Origin of the sequence: Dryocola mayonis, assembly GCF_051307045.1 — a bacterium.
Taxonomy (GTDB): domain Bacteria; phylum Pseudomonadota; class Gammaproteobacteria; order Enterobacterales; family Enterobacteriaceae; genus Dryocola.
Map to the genome: position 1 here is coordinate 3,419,507 of NZ_CP150452.1, position 17,168 is coordinate 3,436,674.

At 54.8% G+C, this 17,168-nt stretch carries 18 protein-coding genes; all 18 read right to left on the reverse strand.

Annotated elements, in window-relative coordinates; genetic code table 11:
• Window positions 1–40: 40 nt before the first annotated feature.
• The gene (gene wzz(fepE) / locus WLO32_RS16510) at window positions 41–1,177 is read right to left on the reverse strand and encodes an LPS O-antigen length regulator Wzz(fepE) (RefSeq protein ID WP_435946106.1); all 1,137 of its coding nucleotides are present in this window, start codon (window positions 1,175–1,177) and stop codon (window positions 41–43) included.
• 533 nt (window positions 1,178–1,710) lie between these two features.
• Complete coding sequence (kduD, locus tag WLO32_RS16515) at window positions 1,711–2,472, reverse strand: 2-dehydro-3-deoxy-D-gluconate 5-dehydrogenase KduD (RefSeq protein ID WP_435946107.1); 762 nt, start codon at window positions 2,470–2,472, stop codon at window positions 1,711–1,713.
• 363 nt (window positions 2,473–2,835) lie between these two features.
• Window positions 2,836–4,017, reverse strand: coding sequence for an acetyl-CoA C-acetyltransferase (locus WLO32_RS16520; RefSeq protein ID WP_435946108.1), 1,182 nt, complete (start codon window positions 4,015–4,017; stop codon window positions 2,836–2,838).
• A gap of 364 nt (window positions 4,018–4,381) precedes the next feature.
• Window positions 4,382–5,656: a methyl-accepting chemotaxis protein gene (locus WLO32_RS16525; protein ID WP_435946109.1), complete on the reverse strand. Its 1,275-nt coding sequence runs from the start codon at window positions 5,654–5,656 to the stop codon at window positions 4,382–4,384.
• Window positions 5,657–5,747: 91 nt separating this feature from the next.
• On the reverse strand, window positions 5,748–6,032 hold the full coding sequence (locus WLO32_RS16530) for a Tar ligand binding domain-containing protein (protein WP_435946110.1): 285 nt from the start codon (window positions 6,030–6,032) through the stop codon (window positions 5,748–5,750).
• A 202-nt stretch (window positions 6,033–6,234) separates the two neighbouring features.
• Window positions 6,235–7,020, reverse strand: a complete 786-nt coding sequence (gene fliR / locus WLO32_RS16535) for a flagellar biosynthetic protein FliR (protein WP_435946111.1) — start codon at window positions 7,018–7,020, stop codon at window positions 6,235–6,237.
• A 2-nt stretch (window positions 7,021–7,022) separates the two neighbouring features.
• Window positions 7,023–7,292, reverse strand: a complete 270-nt coding sequence (gene fliQ / locus WLO32_RS16540; protein ID WP_435946112.1) for a flagellar biosynthesis protein FliQ — start codon at window positions 7,290–7,292, stop codon at window positions 7,023–7,025.
• A 12-nt stretch (window positions 7,293–7,304) separates the two neighbouring features.
• Window positions 7,305–8,066: a flagellar type III secretion system pore protein FliP gene (gene fliP / locus WLO32_RS16545; RefSeq protein ID WP_435946113.1), complete on the reverse strand. Its 762-nt coding sequence runs from the start codon at window positions 8,064–8,066 to the stop codon at window positions 7,305–7,307.
• Window positions 8,063–8,473 carry a flagellar biosynthetic protein FliO gene (gene fliO, locus WLO32_RS16550; RefSeq protein ID WP_435946114.1) on the reverse strand — a complete coding sequence of 137 codons (411 nt, stop codon included), beginning with the start codon at window positions 8,471–8,473 and terminating at the stop codon, window positions 8,063–8,065. The genes fliP and fliO overlap by 4 nt, the downstream gene beginning before the upstream one ends.
• Window positions 8,473–8,877: a flagellar motor switch protein FliN gene (fliN, locus tag WLO32_RS16555; protein ID WP_435946115.1), complete on the reverse strand. Its 405-nt coding sequence runs from the start codon at window positions 8,875–8,877 to the stop codon at window positions 8,473–8,475. The genes fliO and fliN overlap by 1 nt, the downstream gene beginning before the upstream one ends.
• 6 nt (window positions 8,878–8,883) lie before the next feature.
• A complete protein-coding gene (gene fliM / locus WLO32_RS16560; protein ID WP_435946116.1) occupies window positions 8,884–9,882 on the reverse strand; it encodes a flagellar motor switch protein FliM in 999 nt (332 codons plus the stop codon).
• A 5-nt stretch (window positions 9,883–9,887) separates the two neighbouring features.
• On the reverse strand, window positions 9,888–10,388 hold the full coding sequence (gene fliL, locus WLO32_RS16565) for a flagellar basal body-associated protein FliL (RefSeq protein ID WP_435946117.1): 501 nt from the start codon (window positions 10,386–10,388) through the stop codon (window positions 9,888–9,890).
• Window positions 10,389–10,650: 262 nt separating this feature from the next.
• Entirely contained in the window at window positions 10,651–11,775 is a 1,125-nt protein-coding gene (locus WLO32_RS16570) for a flagellar hook-length control protein FliK (RefSeq protein WP_435946118.1), read from the reverse strand.
• On the reverse strand, window positions 11,772–12,221 hold the full coding sequence (fliJ, locus tag WLO32_RS16575) for a flagellar export protein FliJ (RefSeq protein WP_435946119.1): 450 nt from the start codon (window positions 12,219–12,221) through the stop codon (window positions 11,772–11,774). The genes WLO32_RS16570 and fliJ overlap by 4 nt, the downstream gene beginning before the upstream one ends.
• Window positions 12,222–12,236: 15 nt before the next feature.
• Entirely contained in the window at window positions 12,237–13,613 is a 1,377-nt protein-coding gene (fliI, locus tag WLO32_RS16580; protein WP_435946120.1) for a flagellar protein export ATPase FliI, read from the reverse strand.
• Window positions 13,610–14,320 carry a flagellar assembly protein FliH gene (locus WLO32_RS16585; protein ID WP_435946121.1) on the reverse strand — a complete coding sequence of 237 codons (711 nt, stop codon included), beginning with the start codon at window positions 14,318–14,320 and terminating at the stop codon, window positions 13,610–13,612. The genes fliI and WLO32_RS16585 overlap by 4 nt, the downstream gene beginning before the upstream one ends.
• A complete protein-coding gene (fliG, locus tag WLO32_RS16590; RefSeq protein WP_435946122.1) occupies window positions 14,313–15,299 on the reverse strand; it encodes a flagellar motor switch protein FliG in 987 nt (328 codons plus the stop codon). Before fliG ends, WLO32_RS16585 begins: the two co-directional genes overlap by 8 nt.
• On the reverse strand, window positions 15,296–17,014 hold the full coding sequence (fliF, locus tag WLO32_RS16595; protein WP_435946123.1) for a flagellar basal-body MS-ring/collar protein FliF: 1,719 nt from the start codon (window positions 17,012–17,014) through the stop codon (window positions 15,296–15,298). Before fliF ends, fliG begins: the two co-directional genes overlap by 4 nt.
• Between the last annotated feature and the right edge of the window lie 154 nt (window positions 17,015–17,168).

A 17,168-nucleotide genomic window follows, 5' to 3' on the forward strand; every position in this document is an offset into this window, starting at 1 on the left:
GCCCAAAAGGAGCCGTTAACGCATCAGGCTTAAAGCAGCCTTAGATGATCTTTTCCATCTCGAGGCGGTTATCCATCGCCATACGGCTGCCCATGGCATGACGCACCAGGACCGTTCCCGAAGCGACAATCAAGCCTACCAGGGCCGCAAGCACGATAATTAAGGATTTGCGCGGGCCGTCTTTTTTCACCGGCAAAGAAGGCTGCATCTGGTATTTGTACGGCGTGAAATCAACGTCGCCGACGTTGATGGCTTCCAGCTGGGCCAGCAAATGCTCGCGGTTTTGCATGGATGCATTCAGCTGTGCGACATCTTTAATCGACTGCTCAATCTTGAGCTTTTCCGTTAGCCCGTCGGCGCCCAGGGCGACGGAATAGTCAGGATCGTCCTTTACCGCCTGGCCGTTGCTGTAGACGGGTTTTTTGATGCCGGCGGCGTTGGCCACCTGCAGCGAATAGCCCAGGCGCTGCACGTTAATATTATGCTCATTTTCCAGCATGGTGCGGTCGAGCTGCAGCTTGTCTTTCTCAAAGGCCACTTTCAGTTCCACCGCATTTTTCAAATCCTGCAGCACGTCCTTGTTCACCTCAGCGTTAATAAACTGGATATAATTTTCCAGCACCTGCTGAGCATCGCCTGCATCCGGAGCGGCGAAACTCAGGGTCCAGGAAGAATAAGGCGCGTTATCTGACTTTTTCGGATCGACGTTATTTTGCGCTTTGAACTTCTCCGAAACGGTAATAATGGCCCGATGCAGCTCGCTGCTGTCCACGTCCTGATTGTTCAACAGCGCCTGGACATAGGGCGATTTAGCAAGGAACTGCTCACGCAGGGCCTGAGAATCAAACTTTTTCAAAAACATATTATAGATAGTGCTCGCATCAACCTTTGCGCTCACGCCCAGCACCGTCATATTGATCATCGCCCGGCGCAGCTCAATCATCTGCTCGTTTTCAGGCGGGGTGATAATCGCCTGGCTGGTCCACTTTTGCGGCAGCAGGAAACTCGCGGCGATACCCGCCAGCACGAAAATAAAGGTAATGGCAATGATTTGCTTTCTGGCGGCGAACAACGTCGTGAATACGCTCAGTAAATCTATTTCCTCACGCGGAGCGGGCAACAGCTGATAGGGAGAAGCATTTTCTAACTGACCAGGTTTTACTTCGATAGAAGACATAACGGACCGCTTAAAAGTTGGTGGAAAAATAACCTGCATTAAAGGCCTGACGCGCAAGACACCCGCGCGGCATTCGCAGAACAAGCAATGAGTGGTTGTTTTTTAAAGCGAGGATATGCAGCACATCTTTTCCCTGTGAATATCACTATTGATGATAAGGCATTGTCATAACAGCACCTTTTACAACAAAACCACTACCGCCAGCGCGTTTACGTATGCTTACGATTGGTTAAAAAGTGCCTGAGGTGAAGGACTATTATTCCTAAGACAAATCTCAAAAACAACTACCATCTCTTGCAGGTATCGGTTTGTCTTATGTTTCGCCTGCCACGCGTTTCGAAAGCAACCTCTTATTCTGACTTAAATAATGACAACGACGCCGCCATGGCGTGCGGGTTACGCCGTTCAAAGAATGATGCGGTTACAAATAGCAATAATATTGGTTAAAACCTTACCTTATGCATTGTGTGCGCCGGAAGAATTGCCATAAAAAAGCCCCCTGCAGGCAGGAGGCTTTTAGCGATCGGCGGGAATCAGCGGGCCAGCCAGCCGCCGTCGACGGCGACGGTATAGCCGTTGATATAGTCGGACGCGCCGGAGGCCAGAAATACCACCGGCCCCATCAGGTCGCTCGGTAAACCCCAGCGCCCGGCCGGAATACGATCCAGAATTTCGCTGCTACGCCGTTCGTCGGCGCGCAGCTGCTGGGTATTGTTGGTCGCCATATAGCCCGGCGCGATAGCGTTCACGTTGATGCCGTGCTTTGCCCACTCGTTCGCCAGCAGACGGGTCACGCCCATAACGGCGCTTTTCGATGCGGTATAGGAAGGCACGCGAATGCCGCCCTGGAAGGAAAGCATGGAGGCGATGTTAACGATCTTGCCGCCGTTGCCCTGGGCGATAAAGTGTTTTGCCGCCGCCTGGGACATAAAGAACACGCTCTTAATGTTCAGGTTCATAACGTCGTCCCAGTTTTGCTCGCTGAAGTCGATTGCGTCTTCGCGACGAATCAGCCCGGCGTTGTTCACCAGAATATCGATATGGCCAAACTCGGCGACCGCGCGATCCAGCAGGGCGGGAATAGCGTCAATTTTACGCAGATCGGCGGTCAGGCTCAGAAAACGGCGGCCCAGCGCGGTTACGCGCTCGATGGTTTCGGCTGGTTCAACGATGTTGATGCCCACAATGTCACAGCCCGCCTGCGCAAGCCCCAGCGCCATGCCCTGACCCAGGCCAGTATCACATCCCGTCACCACCGCGACTTTACCCTGCAGGGAGAATGAATCCAGAATCATGTAGGTTTCCTTTATTCGAGCCCGCGTCTGGCAGGCATTGCTGGCGAAAGCGTTCACGCAACGGGGATATGGCCTCACTAAAACCTTACCTAACAGCGTTGCGTAAACCTTGATGAAGCCATACTAATCCTGTTGAAACTGCATTTCAAATATAAATAAAACGATGTTTCATTTTTATAAAAATATTCACTGGTTTTGATAATGGGATCACGCTTAACCTTGGTTAACGGGCGGAAGAGAACGGCTCAGGGAAGGGATACGGGCGTCAAAGCAGGCCGTAAGGAATTTGCTTTTCTTTGGGGAAGGCAAATAAAAAAGCACCTTCTAAAACAGAAAGCGCTTCAAAAAAGAAGAGGTGATGACTCAGTCGCGCTCAATGGCCAGCGCCACGCCCTGCCCGCCGCCTATGCACAGCGTCGCCAGCCCCTTTTTGGCATCGCGCTTTACCATTTCATGCACCAGCGAAACCAAAATGCGGCAGCCGGAGGCGCCAATGGGATGACCAAGGGCTATCGCTCCGCCGTTGACGTTCACCTTGCGCTCGTCCCATTCCAGCATTTTGCCCACCGAAAGCGCCTGCGCCGCGAAGGCTTCGTTCGCCTCAATCAGATCCAGCTCTTCCAGCGACCAGCCAGCCCGCTCAAGGCAGCGCCGCGTTGCGGTGACCGGCGCGATGCCCATCAGGGCGGGATCGACGCCGACGCTGGCGAAAGCGCGAATGCGCGCCAGCACCGGAAGGTTCAGCTCTTCGGCCTTCGCCGCGCTCATCATCAGCACCGCTGCGGCGCCATCGTTAATCGAGGAAGCGTTGCCGGCGGTGACGCTGCCGTCAGCGTCAAAGGCCGGGATAAGGCGCGCCAGGGCTTCGGCGCTGGCGTCGGTACGCGGCTGCTCATCGGTGTCGACAAACAGGGTGCCGCCTGAACGCATCTCCACGGCAACCGGAACAATCTCGTCTTTGAAACGGCCCGCATCAATGGCCGCTCGCGCTTTTTGCTGCGAAGCGAGCGCGAAGGCATCCTGGCTTTCGCGGCTGATGCCGTACTCCCTGGCAAGGTTTTCTGCCGTCACGCCCATATGGTAGTCGTTAAACGCGTCCCACAGGCCGTCGTGCACCAGGCTGTCGATAAGCTGGCTGTTGCCAAGCCCCGCGCCGGTTCGGCTGTTTGCCAGAACATGCGGAGCGCGGCTCATATTCTCCTGGCCGCCGGCGATCACCACGTCCGCTTCGCCGCACTGAATGGCCTGGGTGGCAAGATGCAGCGCTTTCAGCCCCGAGCCGCAGACGTCGTTGATGGTAATAGCCGAAACGGACCAGGGCAGGCCGCTGTTGAGCGCCGTCTGGCGCGCGGGATTTTGCCCGGCTCCGGCGGTGAGCACCTGCCCCAGGATCACTTCATCGATCTCCTGCTCGCTCACGCCGCTGCGCTCAAGCAGGGCTTTGACTACCGCGCTGCCCAGCTCCGCCGCGCTGCGCGGGGAAAGCGCCCCCTGGAAGCAGCCAATCGGGGTTCGGGCCGCCCCAACAATCACCACATCTTTCATCGAATACTCCGCAACGCGTTCGCCTGACCTTAAGTGCGCATATCATGAGTTAAGATTAATTAATTGTTAATTTCGATTTTCGCAGATTCTTATATTCAAACAGCCGGTAATTTAATAAATAAATAAGCAATTCATTGAGATAAATAGTTACCAACGTCGTTGCGCTTACGAATATTTCTTCGCAACCAGTGAACTTCGTCACGATTTAATAACAACTCATATCAACGCGGTGAAATGGCGCGGGGGCCCTGCGGCAAAAGGAGAAAATAAAAAAGAAGTGCAGATGCGAATGTTTAGCAGACGGCAAACAGCCATTCCGTTAGGAATGGCTGCTGATGGATAAGCCTGTGAAAACCGACTTACGTCAGAATTCAGTCCAGTTATCGTCACTTTTAACGGGACGTTTTACAGGCTCTTGTTTTTCCTGACGGGGCGCTATGACCTTCTTTCGCGGGGCGATTTCCTCAACGCTTTTTTGCATTTCGGCGGGGCTTAGCTGGAACAGGGATACGGTTTTTACCAGCTCGCGGCTGTGTTCGTTCACCGCATGGGAGATCTGCGACGACTCTTGTACCAGAGTGGCGTTTTGCTGGGTCGCCAGATCCATTTCGTTAACGGCGGTAGCAATTTGCCCGACGCCGGTGCTTTGCTCTTCGGATGCCTGGGTAATCTCCTGCATGATATCGCTGACGCAGGTAACAGAGGTCACGATATCCTCCATCGTTTTCCCGGCGTTTCCGATAAGTTTAGAGCCGTCTTCGACGTTTTTAACCGACTGATTAATGAGCTGGTTGATTTCTTTCGCCGCGTCCGCGCTGCGTTTAGCAAGGTTACGCACTTCGGTTGCCACCACGGAAAAACCTCGCCCCTGCTCTCCGGCGCGTGCGGCTTCCACCGCCGCATTCAACGCCAGGATATTGGTCTGGTTCGCGATCCCGTCGATCACGCTGTTGATCTCGGCGATTTTCATCGCGCTAAGGGAAATTTTCTCCATGGTGTCGACAACGTCGTTCATCACGGCGGAACCATTATTTGCGGTAATGCGCGCCTGATGGGCCAGCTCATTCGCCTGGCGGGCGTTTTCTGCATTGCTGGCGACGGTAGTTTTAATCTCCTCCATGCTTGCGGCGGTCTGCTGCAGCGCGCTGGCCTGTTGCTCGGTGCGGGACGCCAGGTTTTCGTTGCCGCGATCGATTTCCGAGGCGTTGGTGCCGATAAGCTCTGAGGTGCTGCGTACCGAAGTAATCATGTTTCGCAGCGAGGCGCTCATGTTCTGCAGCGATTCCAGCATGATGCCGATTTCGTTGCGCGCGCCCGTTTCAAATTTATGGTAAAGCTCGCCGGCGCCGATTTTCTCAAGGATCGAGGAGGCGGCAGCAAGGCGCTCAAAGACGCTTTTTTTAATAATCAGCCATGAGAAGAATGAGATCAGCGTCGCCACCAGCAGCATGACGCCAATAACCATCAGCGTTTTTTCGCGGCTGCTTTCAAAGTCAGCCAGTATCTGGCTGCCCATTTTTTTACTGTAGGCGTTGTATTCGCTAATCGCTGCATCAAGGGCGACCTCTTTGGGCCCGTTGTCAAAACCATGGTTGTCATAGGCCTCAAGCTTTTTAGCGTTTGCCGCATAGCTTTCCATTAATGCATTCGCTTTTTGAATGATGTTATCACTAAGCTTCGCGCGTTCCGGATCGGGATCGGTGGTATCTAAAAAACTGGCCGCGGCGCTTTTAGCCTGCGCAAGCTCGTTTTGAATGGCGCGGGCCCTTGTTGGCTAACGTTTCCTGGCTTGCGGTTTCATCGTTATAAACATAGTTAATATCGCCCCGCGCCTGGGTGAGATGCGCGGCCATATCGCGCAGGTCTCTTATTTTATCCATAGTATTTTGCATTTTTTTAACAGATTCACCCGTATCGTACATTGATTTAAACGAATACGAGCTAATGATAACAATGCCCAGGCACAGGATCGTTAATATACCTTTAATCAGGGTTGATATTTTCAATGTCTTCATGTTTCCCTCTAAAATAACCCTTCCCCGCAGATCGGCAAGCTTATATACCAGGACAGACTGCGCCTGATATTGTCGGCAGGAATTAAAACACTTTAATTATTAGCGCTAAAAATCAACGCCGGGAATTATACGCTGAGGGCTTAAAATGCAATTGGCCAAATAGCCAAAAATAATGATTACAGAAGTAAAAAAGGTCTTAAACTCAGCCCGCGGAAAATAAAATAATCATTTCCGACAGGTGGTTAAATATCTCGGTCATCACGTTCTCAAAGAAAGGCGCCAGCGCGCGCATCGACAGCGCCAGCGCGCCCATGCCTACCGTCAGGGTAAGCGGGAAACCGATAACGAAAATAGAAAGCTGCGGCGTTAAGCGATTGAGCAAACCAAGGGTAAAGTTGATGGCCAGCAGCAGGGTGATGATGGGTAAACCAAGCAGCAGCCCATAGCGAAATATCAATCCTCCAGCCTGCACCAGATAATAAAATCCTTCCGTATGCAGCGAAGCGGCGTCGACGGGCAGCACTTCAAAGCTTTGGTTAAGGATGGTCAGCATCCATAAATGGCCGTCAAAGGTGAGAAAAAGCAGCGTCGCCAGCAGGTTTAATATCCTTGAGACGATCGGCATGTTCTGCCCGCCGGAAGGGTCGAAGAAGGTGGCAAAGGAGAGGCCCATCTGCAGGCCTATGATTTCCCCGGCGGTGCGCACCGCCACAAAAATAAGCTGTATCGTCAACCCCATGGCGGCGCCAATGATTAACTGCTGCGCCGCCACGCCCACGCCCTGCCAGGAGAAAACGATGATATGGCTGTCCGGCAAATTCTGGCCGATTAAAAAAGAGATGGCGACAGCCAGGCCTACCTTGGCCTTTTTGTTAAACTCTTTGCCGCTAAAAATGGGCGCCGTGCTGAATAAAGCCAGCACCCGCAGCGCCGGCCAAAACAGATGGTTGATTTGGAAATAAAGGCTTTCAACGGACAGGGTATACATAGCTATCCGATGATATAAGGCAGGTTGCTAAACAGCGTGCGCATATAGTCGAGAAAAATACTCAGCATCCACGGGCCAAGAACAACCATCACCAGAACGATGACCAGTATTTTTGGAATAAATGACAGCGTCATTTCGTTTATCTGCGTGGATGCCTGGAGAATACTGATAATAAGGCCGGTAAAGAGCGCGGCCATCAGCATGGGAGCGGCAACCATCAGGCCAACCTTGATCGCCTGAAATCCCAACGCCATAACGCTTTCTGGTGTCATTTTCTGTTCTGCTCAGCTTAAGAAGCTTTGGGCAAGCGAGCCCATTAATAATTGCCAGCCGTCAACCAGTACGAAAAGCATCAGCTTGAAGGGTAGCGAAATGGTGGCCGGCGGCAGCATCATCATCCCCAGCGCCATTAATACGCTTGCCACCACGAGGTCGATAATCAGAAACGGAATAAATACCGTAAAGCCAATCTGGAAGCCGGTTTTTATCTCGCTGGTCACGAAGGCGGGCAGCAGGATGCTCATCGGCACGTCATCGGGGCTTGCGAAGTTGTCGACCTTCGCCAGACGCGTGTACAGCGCCAGATCCGTTTCCCGGGTTTGTTGCAGCATAAAGGTGCGCATCGGCCCGGCGGCCCTTTCCAGCGCGGTCTCCATACTGATTTTGTCTTCCGTTAGCGGCTGCCAGGCGACCTGATGAATTTGGTTAAAGACCGGCGACATGACGTAGAACGTAAGAAAAAGAGCCAGCCCCAGCAGCACCTGGTTAGGCGGCGACGAAGGCGTGCCGAGCGCATTACGCAGCAGGCCAAGCACGATGATAATGCGGGTGAAACCGGTCATCATCAGCAAAACGGCGGGTAAAAACGTCAGCGAGGTGAGCAGCACCAGCGTCTGAACGGGCAACGACCAGTTCTCACCGTTGCCGGAATGGGCGAGCAGTAAATCGCTGTTAGCGGCCCACGCGTGCTGTGCGGGAATAAAAATACCCATGCCAAGCAGCGCAAGGAGAAATAAAGGCAGCCGGCGGCGTCGTGAATTGCTCATAACCCTGACCCCGGCTTGCGTTTTTTCAACATATTGAGCATGACGGACTGAAAGTCAGCGGCCATCGGCGATTGCGCAACGTCTTCGGCGCCGCTTTGCTTCTCAAGGTCAGCAAGGCAGGTAATATTTGTCGGCGTCACTCCCAGCAGCAACCATTTCTCCCCTACCTCAACGATAACCACGCGCTCCCGCGGGCCCATTGAGTGGCTGGATTTGATGGTCAACAGCGCGGAGGCTTTCTGCCCCTGCGGCCTGAAGCCCGCGCGGCGGGCAACCCAGGCGATAACGGCAATCAGCAGCAATACCAGCACCAGCGCGCCCCCGACATTAAATAACGCTGAGCCGGGCGTTGCGGAGTCAAGGGTTGGGTGCGAAGGATGGACGATAGTTTTGGTCTGGGAATTCATTATCTGCTCAGGCGGTGCATACGCTCTGAAGGGGTAATAATATCGGTAATACGAATACCGAATTTATCGGAAATCACCACCACCTCCCCCTGCGCAATTAAATAGCCGTTAATTAAAATATCCAGCGGTTCGCCCGCCAGGCCTTCCAGCGCCACCACTGAACCCTGGCTTAAGCGCAGCAGCTCTTTGATGGTCATTTTGGTGCGCCCTAATTCCACCGTCATTTTGACGGGGATATCGAGGATCAAATCCAGATCCTGAGATAAATGCGCAGCGATTTGTTCAGAGGCGACAGGCTGGGCGGAACTGTGACTTTCCGCGGACTGCTGCTCGCTCAGGGCATCGCCCCACAGATCGTCTATGGACTGCTTGTCAGCATCAGATGAGGATGAGTTATCGCTCATAGGAAACTACTCCTTTTTAAAAGAGGCTAAAGAGGGATTCTTGATATGCTCGACTTTCAGAGCATACTGGTTATTAACGCAGCCATATTTACCGGACAGCACCGGGACGCCATCAATAAAGGCTTCAAGGTTTTCTGGCTTATCGATGGGGATGATGTCGCCTTCTTTAAGCTGCATAACCCGTAACAGGCGGGTATTGATTTCGGCAAATCTTGCCACCAGCTCAAGTTCCGTATCCTGCACCTGCGTCACCAGCGTATTACGCCACTGCTCGTCTTCCTGCCTGGAGTTTTCCACCGGCGGATTGGTGAGCAGCTCGCGTAACGGCTCAATAATGCTGAACGGAATACAGATATCGAAATGGCCCGTATGAGCGCCTATTTCCACCGAGAAAGGCGTCGTGACCACGATATCGTTCGGCGATGAGGTGATATTGGTAAATTTAACCTGCACCTCCGAGCGGACGTACTCCGTTTTCAGCTTAAATACCGTACTCCACGCATAGTCGTAGGACTCCAGCGCCATCGACAGCATTTTTTCGATGATGCGCTGTTCGGTCGGCGTGAATTCCCGCCCGTCCACCTTGGTAGGGAAACGGCCGTCGCCGCCAAACAGGCTGTCGACCGTCATAAATACCAGGTTCGGCGAAAAGACAAACAGCGCCGTGCCGCGCAGCGGGTTCATATGCACCAGGTTCAGGTTGGTCGGCACGGATAAATTACGCGCAAACTCATGGTAAGGCTGAATTTTAATAGCGCCTACGGTGATATCCGGGCTGCGTCGCAGCAGGTTAAACAAGCCGATGCGGAACTGACGCGCAAAGCGCTCGTTAATAATTTCAAGCGACTGCAGGCGCTCGCGAACCACGCGCCGTTGAGTGTTGGGATTATAAGGTTGAATCCCTTCGTTCTGCTCCGGGTTGGCGGCGACGTTATCGCTATCGTCGCCCCCGCCGCCGTTTAACAGGCGATCGATCTCAGCCTGAGACAATATGCTATCAGACATAGAATTTACCGTAATATAAACGCGTTAAATAACACATCAGTAACGTTCGCACTGTGTTTACCGGCAACGGGCTGGTTGGTTACGGTTTTAATTTTATCAATCAGGTTACGCTTGCCTTCATCGGTAGATAAATATTCAGAAGTTTGCTGTGAAAAAAGAATCAGCAAGCGGCTACGAATTTCGGGTAAAAACTTATTAATGAGCTCTTTTGAATTATCGTCTTTGACCTGTAACGTTAAGCCGATATATAAAACACGATCGCTATCATTCTTCTCATCCGGCTTCAGGCTGACGGTAAAGGTATCCAGCGCGACATATACAGGAGCCGCCGCGACGACAGGCTCTTGCGCCACATCTTCCCGGGCGATGTCGTTTTTCATTTTATTCATTTCATAAAAAGTAAAGCCAGCAACGCCGCAGGCACCGACAACCAGAAATGCGAGCAGCAAAATGATCAGGGTGCTTTTTTTACCAGACCCGGAGTCATTTTTATTCTTTTTTGCCATTATGTGAAAACCTTGTAAATGAATACGGACCTGTAAATCATGCCCTGATAAGCAGAGCATTCTATTACATACGGCCTTTGAGACAATTCAGTAAATAAGTGAAATTAATGACGCCAGCTTGACAATTAATTGTAACCGTCAAACAAAGGTATTTATTCCGCTATTGCGACGCAGCTGCGGAGCAATAATAACCCGCTCCTCTTCCTCGGGCTGCGCGTCGCGTCCGTTATCCTCCTGAGCAGCCTGTCCGGAAGCCGACCATTCAGAGTGCGAAGAGCCGTTCCAGGACTGGGGCCAGACCGCTGTCCACGCGGCTTGCTTCGAGGTTGATGCCCGACTCCGCAAGCGAGGTGCGCAGCTGCGGCATCGCGGCTTCAAGGGCGGCGCGTACCTGATGATTTTCGCTGACGAAATGTAAACTGGCCTGGTCGCTGTTCATGCGCAGGTTAATTTTTAATACGCCAAGTTCCGCCGGATTTAAGCGTATTTCCGCGTTATGAATGCCGTTGCGGGTAAACATCGCCACCTGCTGTCCCAGCGACTGCTGCCAGGCTATCGAGCCCATTTCCTGGGTTAAAACCGGCGTTGGCGCCGCCGGCACCGGAGCCGCTACGGAAGGCGTGTTTAGCAGTAAAGATGCAGACGACGTATGGGCATGAACCACGTGCACAAAGGATGGCTGCGGGCTTTCAGCCGCGTTCGCCGCAATCCCTTCGGGAACGGGCTTAAACAGGCTCGCCGCCTGCTGTGCCTTCTCAACCAGCTGCGGCGCCGGCAGGCCAGGCGCTGCCTGAATCTCACGTCCTGCTTCTTTACCCGCTTCAGCCGCAAAAGCCGCTGGCGTATGGCCTTGCTTAACCAGCGCGGCCGCGGTTGGAGCCGCGTTGCTGCCCTCAGCGGCGCCCCGGCGGGTGGTCAGCACGGCCTGAGCGATATTTTCAAGGGTCGCCTCTGCCCCCTGCGCATCAACAGGTACAGCGGCAGCCGTAGTCGCCCGCTGCGCGGCTTCTGCGCCTGCCGCTGCCGCGCCTGCCGCCGCGTCCATTTGCGTCACCAGCGTTTGCAGATGCGCAAGCTGCGGCTCAACGGACATGCCCGCCAGAACCGGGAGCTGGTCGTCGGCCACCTCTTTTTCCTTACTGATTAACGAGTTGTCCGGCAGGCTGACAAGAGGATCGAACATGTCCCCCGGCAGCTCGTGGCTAACGTTAACCGGATCGTCTACCGCCGGCACCGGGCCGGGCTGCTCCGCACCTTCCGGAATCAAAGGATCCAGCTGCTGCGTTTTTTGCTCAAGCGCGGCGGCGAAATCGCCGTCCTGCGCAACGTCCGCGCCGGTTTGCGCGGCCGGCGTTACGTTCAACGCAGGCATGATATTTACCATCATAAAACTTTTTTCCCGTGGCAGGCGCGCTGCGCAAATTCATCCATTAATTTTTGCTCGTAGCGGCTCTCTTTTAGCGCGCGTACCGTCTCCGCGCGGCTTTTTAAGGTGTCGAAAGCGTTCAGGCGCTGCTTGTCGCTGCGCCAGGAGGTGAGCACCAGATCGACCGACTTTTTGCAGGTGGTGACGTGCCCGGCATGCTGGTGCACCACTTTGCCAAGTGAATTAATAAACGACTGGTGGTTTACCCAATCCACCACCGACATTCCCTGACCGGCCATGTTCAGCTGCAAATTCTGCTGATACTCCCGCTCATACTCTTTGAGCTGTTCAAGCTGGGTAACGGCGCGCGCGTAGTCCTGCTGTACCTTCCCCAGGTGAGTGGTGGTGGCCTCAAGCTGCTGCTGTGCAAGATCGCGCAGCACGTCCATTGGGCTGTTCGTCGCCATTAGTTATGCTCTCTGTCAAGATTTGGAAGACTCAGAAAAAATATTTTCCAGCAGCGTTTGCGACGCTTCATAGCCGCAGTTCTCGTCAATGGACTGCTGGAGGAAAGCTTCAAGACGCGGGTAAAGGGCGATCGCTTTATCCAGTAAAGGATCGCTTCCCGCCGCATAGGCGCCCACGCTGATAAGGTCGCGATTGCGCTGAAAAGCCGACAGCAATTGTTTAAACGTCTGCACCTTTCTGTAGTGTTCTTTATCAATAAGCTCGGTCATGGCGCGGCTTATCGACGCTTCAATATCAATCGCCGGATAGTGTCCGGACTCCGCCAGCCGACGCGATAACACCACGTGGCCGTCGAGAATCGCTCGCGCCGAGTCGGCAATCGGATCCTGCTGATCGTCCCCTTCCGTCAGGACGGTGTAAAACGCCGTTATCGAACCGCCGCCTTTCTCCCCGTTGCCGGCGCGCTCCACCAGCGCCGGCAGCTTCGCAAACACCGAAGGCGGATAGCCTTTGGTGGCAGGAGGCTCGCCGATGGCCAGCGCGATTTCACGCTGCGCCATGGCGTAACGGGTAAGCGAGTCCATAATCAACAGCACGTTCAGGCCGCGTTCGCGAAAGTCTTCGGCGATGCGGGTGGCGTAAACCGCCCCCTGCATGCGCAGTATGGGCGAAACATCCGCCGGCGCGGCGACGACGACGGAGCGGCTAAGGCCGTCCTTGCCGAGAATATTTTCGATAAAGTCTTTTACTTCGCGTCCGCGCTCCCCGATAAGCCCCACCACGATCACATCGGCTTTGGTGTAGCGGGCCATCATGCCCAGCAGCACGCTTTTGCCCACGCCGGAGCCGGCAAACAGCCCCATGCGCTGGCCGCGTCCCACGGTCAGCAGGCCGTTAATAGCACGGACGCCAACGTCGAGAACGTTCTTAATAGGATCGCGCAGCAGCGGATTCAAAGGGGAGGTAAACAGGGTATCCTGCTGCCGGCGGCAGGGTGCGGGCAACCCGTCCAGCGGGCGGGCGCTGGCATCCAGCACGCGTCCTAACAGCTCAGGCCCCAGCGGCAGCTGTTTGCCCTGCGTAAGTCCGGGGCCGCTGTCAAAGGCGTAAACGCGCGCGCCGGGCAAAATGCCGTCAACGTTTTCAAGCGGCATCAGATACAGAATCTGGCCGTTAAAGCCGACGACCTCGCTTTCAACTTTTGCGATGCCGCTGCCGGTGTCGCGCTCCACGATGCACAGCGTACCAATCGGCAGCTTAAGGCCAACGGCCTCCATCACCAGCCCGGTGGCGCGCGTCAGCTTTCCGTAACGCCGAAAAGGCTGCAGCGCCGCAATTTTCCGCTCCTGGCTTTCAAGGGTTCCCAGCCAGTTTTTCAGTCGCGTGGTCATGAGCTGTAGTCTTCCCGGCTAAGGTGGCAAAGTTCTTCCCAACGGGTGCTCATGGTGGCGTCAATTTCACCTTCGGTGGAGGTAATACGACAGCCGCCCGGCAAAATATCCGCATCGCCGAGCAGTTCCCAACCCAGCGAGGCCAGCGTCGGACCGAGCTTTTCGCCGACCATGGCCCTGTCGTCTTCGCTCACCCAAAGCTGAATATTGCCGGCCAGCAAGGCGTCCTCCCTGAGCAGGCTTCTAATCTTGTCGATCAGGACGTCGTTGTCATAAACGATGTTTTTCCCGATAAGCGAACGCGCGGCGGTCAGGGAAAGCTGAACCAGACGCGAGGGGATCACGCTGTCGAGGTTATCCAAAGCGAGTTTAAAAGCTTCGAACAGGCGGATAATCTGCGCGGCCGCTTCGTCCTGCCGGGCCTGCGCCTGCGCCAGCCCTTGCTCAACGCCCTCTTGTTTACCGAGCGCCAGCCCTTCCTGATAGCCCTGCTGCTTGCCTTCCTCCAGGCCTCGCGCCAGGCCCTGGGCAAAACCTTTTTGCTCGGCCTGCTGGCGAATGCGTGAAAGCTCCGCCTGAAGCAGCTCTTCAGACTGATAGTTGCCGGGCGTCGCGTCGGGTTCAGGGAGCTCGTGCTCGGCGCGGCTAAAGTCGGCCAGCAGATCTTCGGGCTGCCAGCGCTGCCATCCCCTCTCTTTATCAGACATAGACATCCTCCCCGCCGCCAAGCACCACTTCTCCGGTCTCGGCTAAGCGGCGCACCACCAGCAGGATATTTTTCTGCTCGGCTTCCACCTGGGACATACGTACCGGACCACGCGAGTTGAGATCTTCCACCATGATATCCGCCTGACGCTTGGACATATTGCGGAAGAACTTATCGCGCAGCGGCTGCTGCGATCCTTTAAGCGCAATGATCAGCGACTCATTGTCGATATCCTGCAGAACACGCTGAATGCTGCGATCTTCAAGCTCGATGAGATTTTCAAACAGGAACATCTCATCAATAATTTTCTGCGCCAGCTCCTGGTCGAATTCGCGTACCGCTTCGATAGCCGCTTCTTCCTGATGCGATTTCATCAGGTTGAGAATTTCGGCCGCAGGACGCACGCCGCCCATTTTGCTGCGCTTGAGATTTTGACCGTGCAGCAGGTTATTCAGAACCTCGGTCAGCTCGTGAAGCGCCGCCGGCTGCACGCCGCCGAAGGTAGCGATACGCAGCATGATGTCGTTACGCTCGCGATCGTCGAATTTCGCCAGCACGTCCGCCGCCTGGTTACGTTTCAGGTGCACAAGAATGGTGGCGATAATCTGCGGATGCTCGTCGCGAATCAGGTCGTAAACCGTTACCGGCTCCATGAAGTTGAGCGTTTCGATACCGTTGTTGCCGTCCTGGGTATCGAGCAGATCTTCAAGCAGGCTGGACGCGCGGTCTTCGCCCAGCGCTTTTACCAGCACGCTGCGCAGGTATTCATTGGTATCGAGGTTGAGCGTCGCCACTTCGCTGGAATCCCTTTGAAACTCTTTGAGCACGCGGGAGAGCTGATCGTGGCTAAAGGCGCTCATGCTGACCATCGCCGAGCTGATTCGGGTCACCTCCTGGGTGGACATGTGCTTAAACACCTCAGCGGCCCGCTCGTCGCCAAGCGTCAGCATGACAATTGCACATTTCTCTGCGGCATTCATTTTTCGCTAAGCTCCTTATTCATCCATTGGCGCAGTACAAGTGCGATAACCTGCGGACCGTTCTCCGCCATCTCACGCAGATGCTGAGTATTGAGTTCAAGGTCAACACGGGCCTGAGCCTTCGCTTTTGCGGTGCTTTCGTTTTTACGGGCCAGCTCGTCCAGCTCGGCCTGACGGGCCTCTTTCTCCAGCGCCAGGCGCTGTAAAGCCAGCTCCTGATGGCGCATCCAGGCCGGCTGTACGGCTTTGCGCCACAGTATCCACGCCACGATGGCGACCATCAGATAACGGGCGGCCGACATCAGCAGGCTGATCACTTCCGGCTGCTTCCACAGCGGCAGCGCCTGGTCATCGTCCGCGTTGCTAAAGGCCGAGTTGACGATATTCAGGGTGTCGCCACGCGCTTCGGAATAGCCCACCGCCTCTTTCACCAGGGCGTTTATCTGCGCCATCTGCTCTTTAGATAAGGGCTGCGGGGTGCCGTCTTTACCCGGCAGGTGGTTTACCACCACGGCGACGGATAAGCGCTCGACGCTGCCCGTGCTGCGCTTGATGTGCGTCAGCGTGCGATCCAGCTCGTAGTTAGTGGTGGAGTCCTTGCTGGAGTTAAACGGAACCATCGCTGCGGCAGCGTTAGCCTCGGCGGCGGTATTTTTATTACCGGCTGCCGCGCCCTGCGCCTGATTAGCGGCGTTCTGCGTCTGATTAGCCGTGCCTGCAGGCTGGGTTAACGGCGCCGTCGCAGGCGTCGGCGGCTGGTTGCTTAACGCTCCGGGCACGCCGCCGTTAATATTTTTGCCGCCCTGCTCAGAATCGCTGGTCTGACGGCTGCGGATAGACATTTTTTCCGGCGAGGAGTTGGGCTGGAACTGCTCGGCGGTTTGCTCATGAACGGTAAAATCAATCTGCGCCGTCACCTGCGCACGCACGTTCTGGCTACCGACAATAGGCGCAAGAATGGACTGAATGCGGCGCTGGAAATCCGCTTCTACCTCATTGGTGTATTTCAGGCGCGAGGTCTGCTGCGCCTGGTCGCCCTTTTGTGAAAGCAGGCGACCAGCCTGATCCACAATGGTCACCTGGTCCGCGTTCAGGCCGGGAACGGCGCTGGAAATCAGATAAGAAATCGCGTTTACCTGACCGGCATCCATGGTGCGGCCATTATCCAGATGAACCGTCACGGAAGCCGTAGGCTGCTTTGCCTCACGCACAAATAAAGAGGGCTTTGGCATGGCCAGATGCACGCGAGCGCTGCGCACCGAACCTAAGGTTTCGATAGTGCGCGACAGCTCACCTTCCAGCGCGCGCTGGAAGTTAACCTGCTCGCTGAACTGGCTGATGCCAAATTTTTCCTGATCCAGCAGCTCAAAGCCTACGGCGCCCCCTTTGGGCAGCCCAAGCTGCGCCAGCTTAAGGCGCGCTTCGTAGACCTGGTCTGCCGGGACCATAATCGCCCCGCCGCGCTCGTCAAAACGATAGGGCACGTTCATCTGGGCCAGCTGGGCGACAATCGCCCCGCCGTCCTGATCGCTGATATTGTTGTACAGCACGCGGTAGTTCGGGGACTGCGCCCAAAGAACAAGTGCGACGATAAGCGAAATAGCCGCCGCAGCAGAGACAATCAGAGCAATTTTGGGATTGGCACGAATACGCTCAAAGGCTGCTATCAGAGATGTTGTATTGTTGCTTTTAATACCGTTTGTGGTGGCATTCATGCCGTAGTCCTGTAAAAAATAAATGACGCAATGTGTACGCAATATTGCGAACCAGCACTCCGGTTAAAGATCCTGGGAGAAAACAGCGATCGCTCCTTCATTCCTGCTGAATTTCAGTCGCGTATTATGGGTCATCCAGGATTTTTCTTAATCC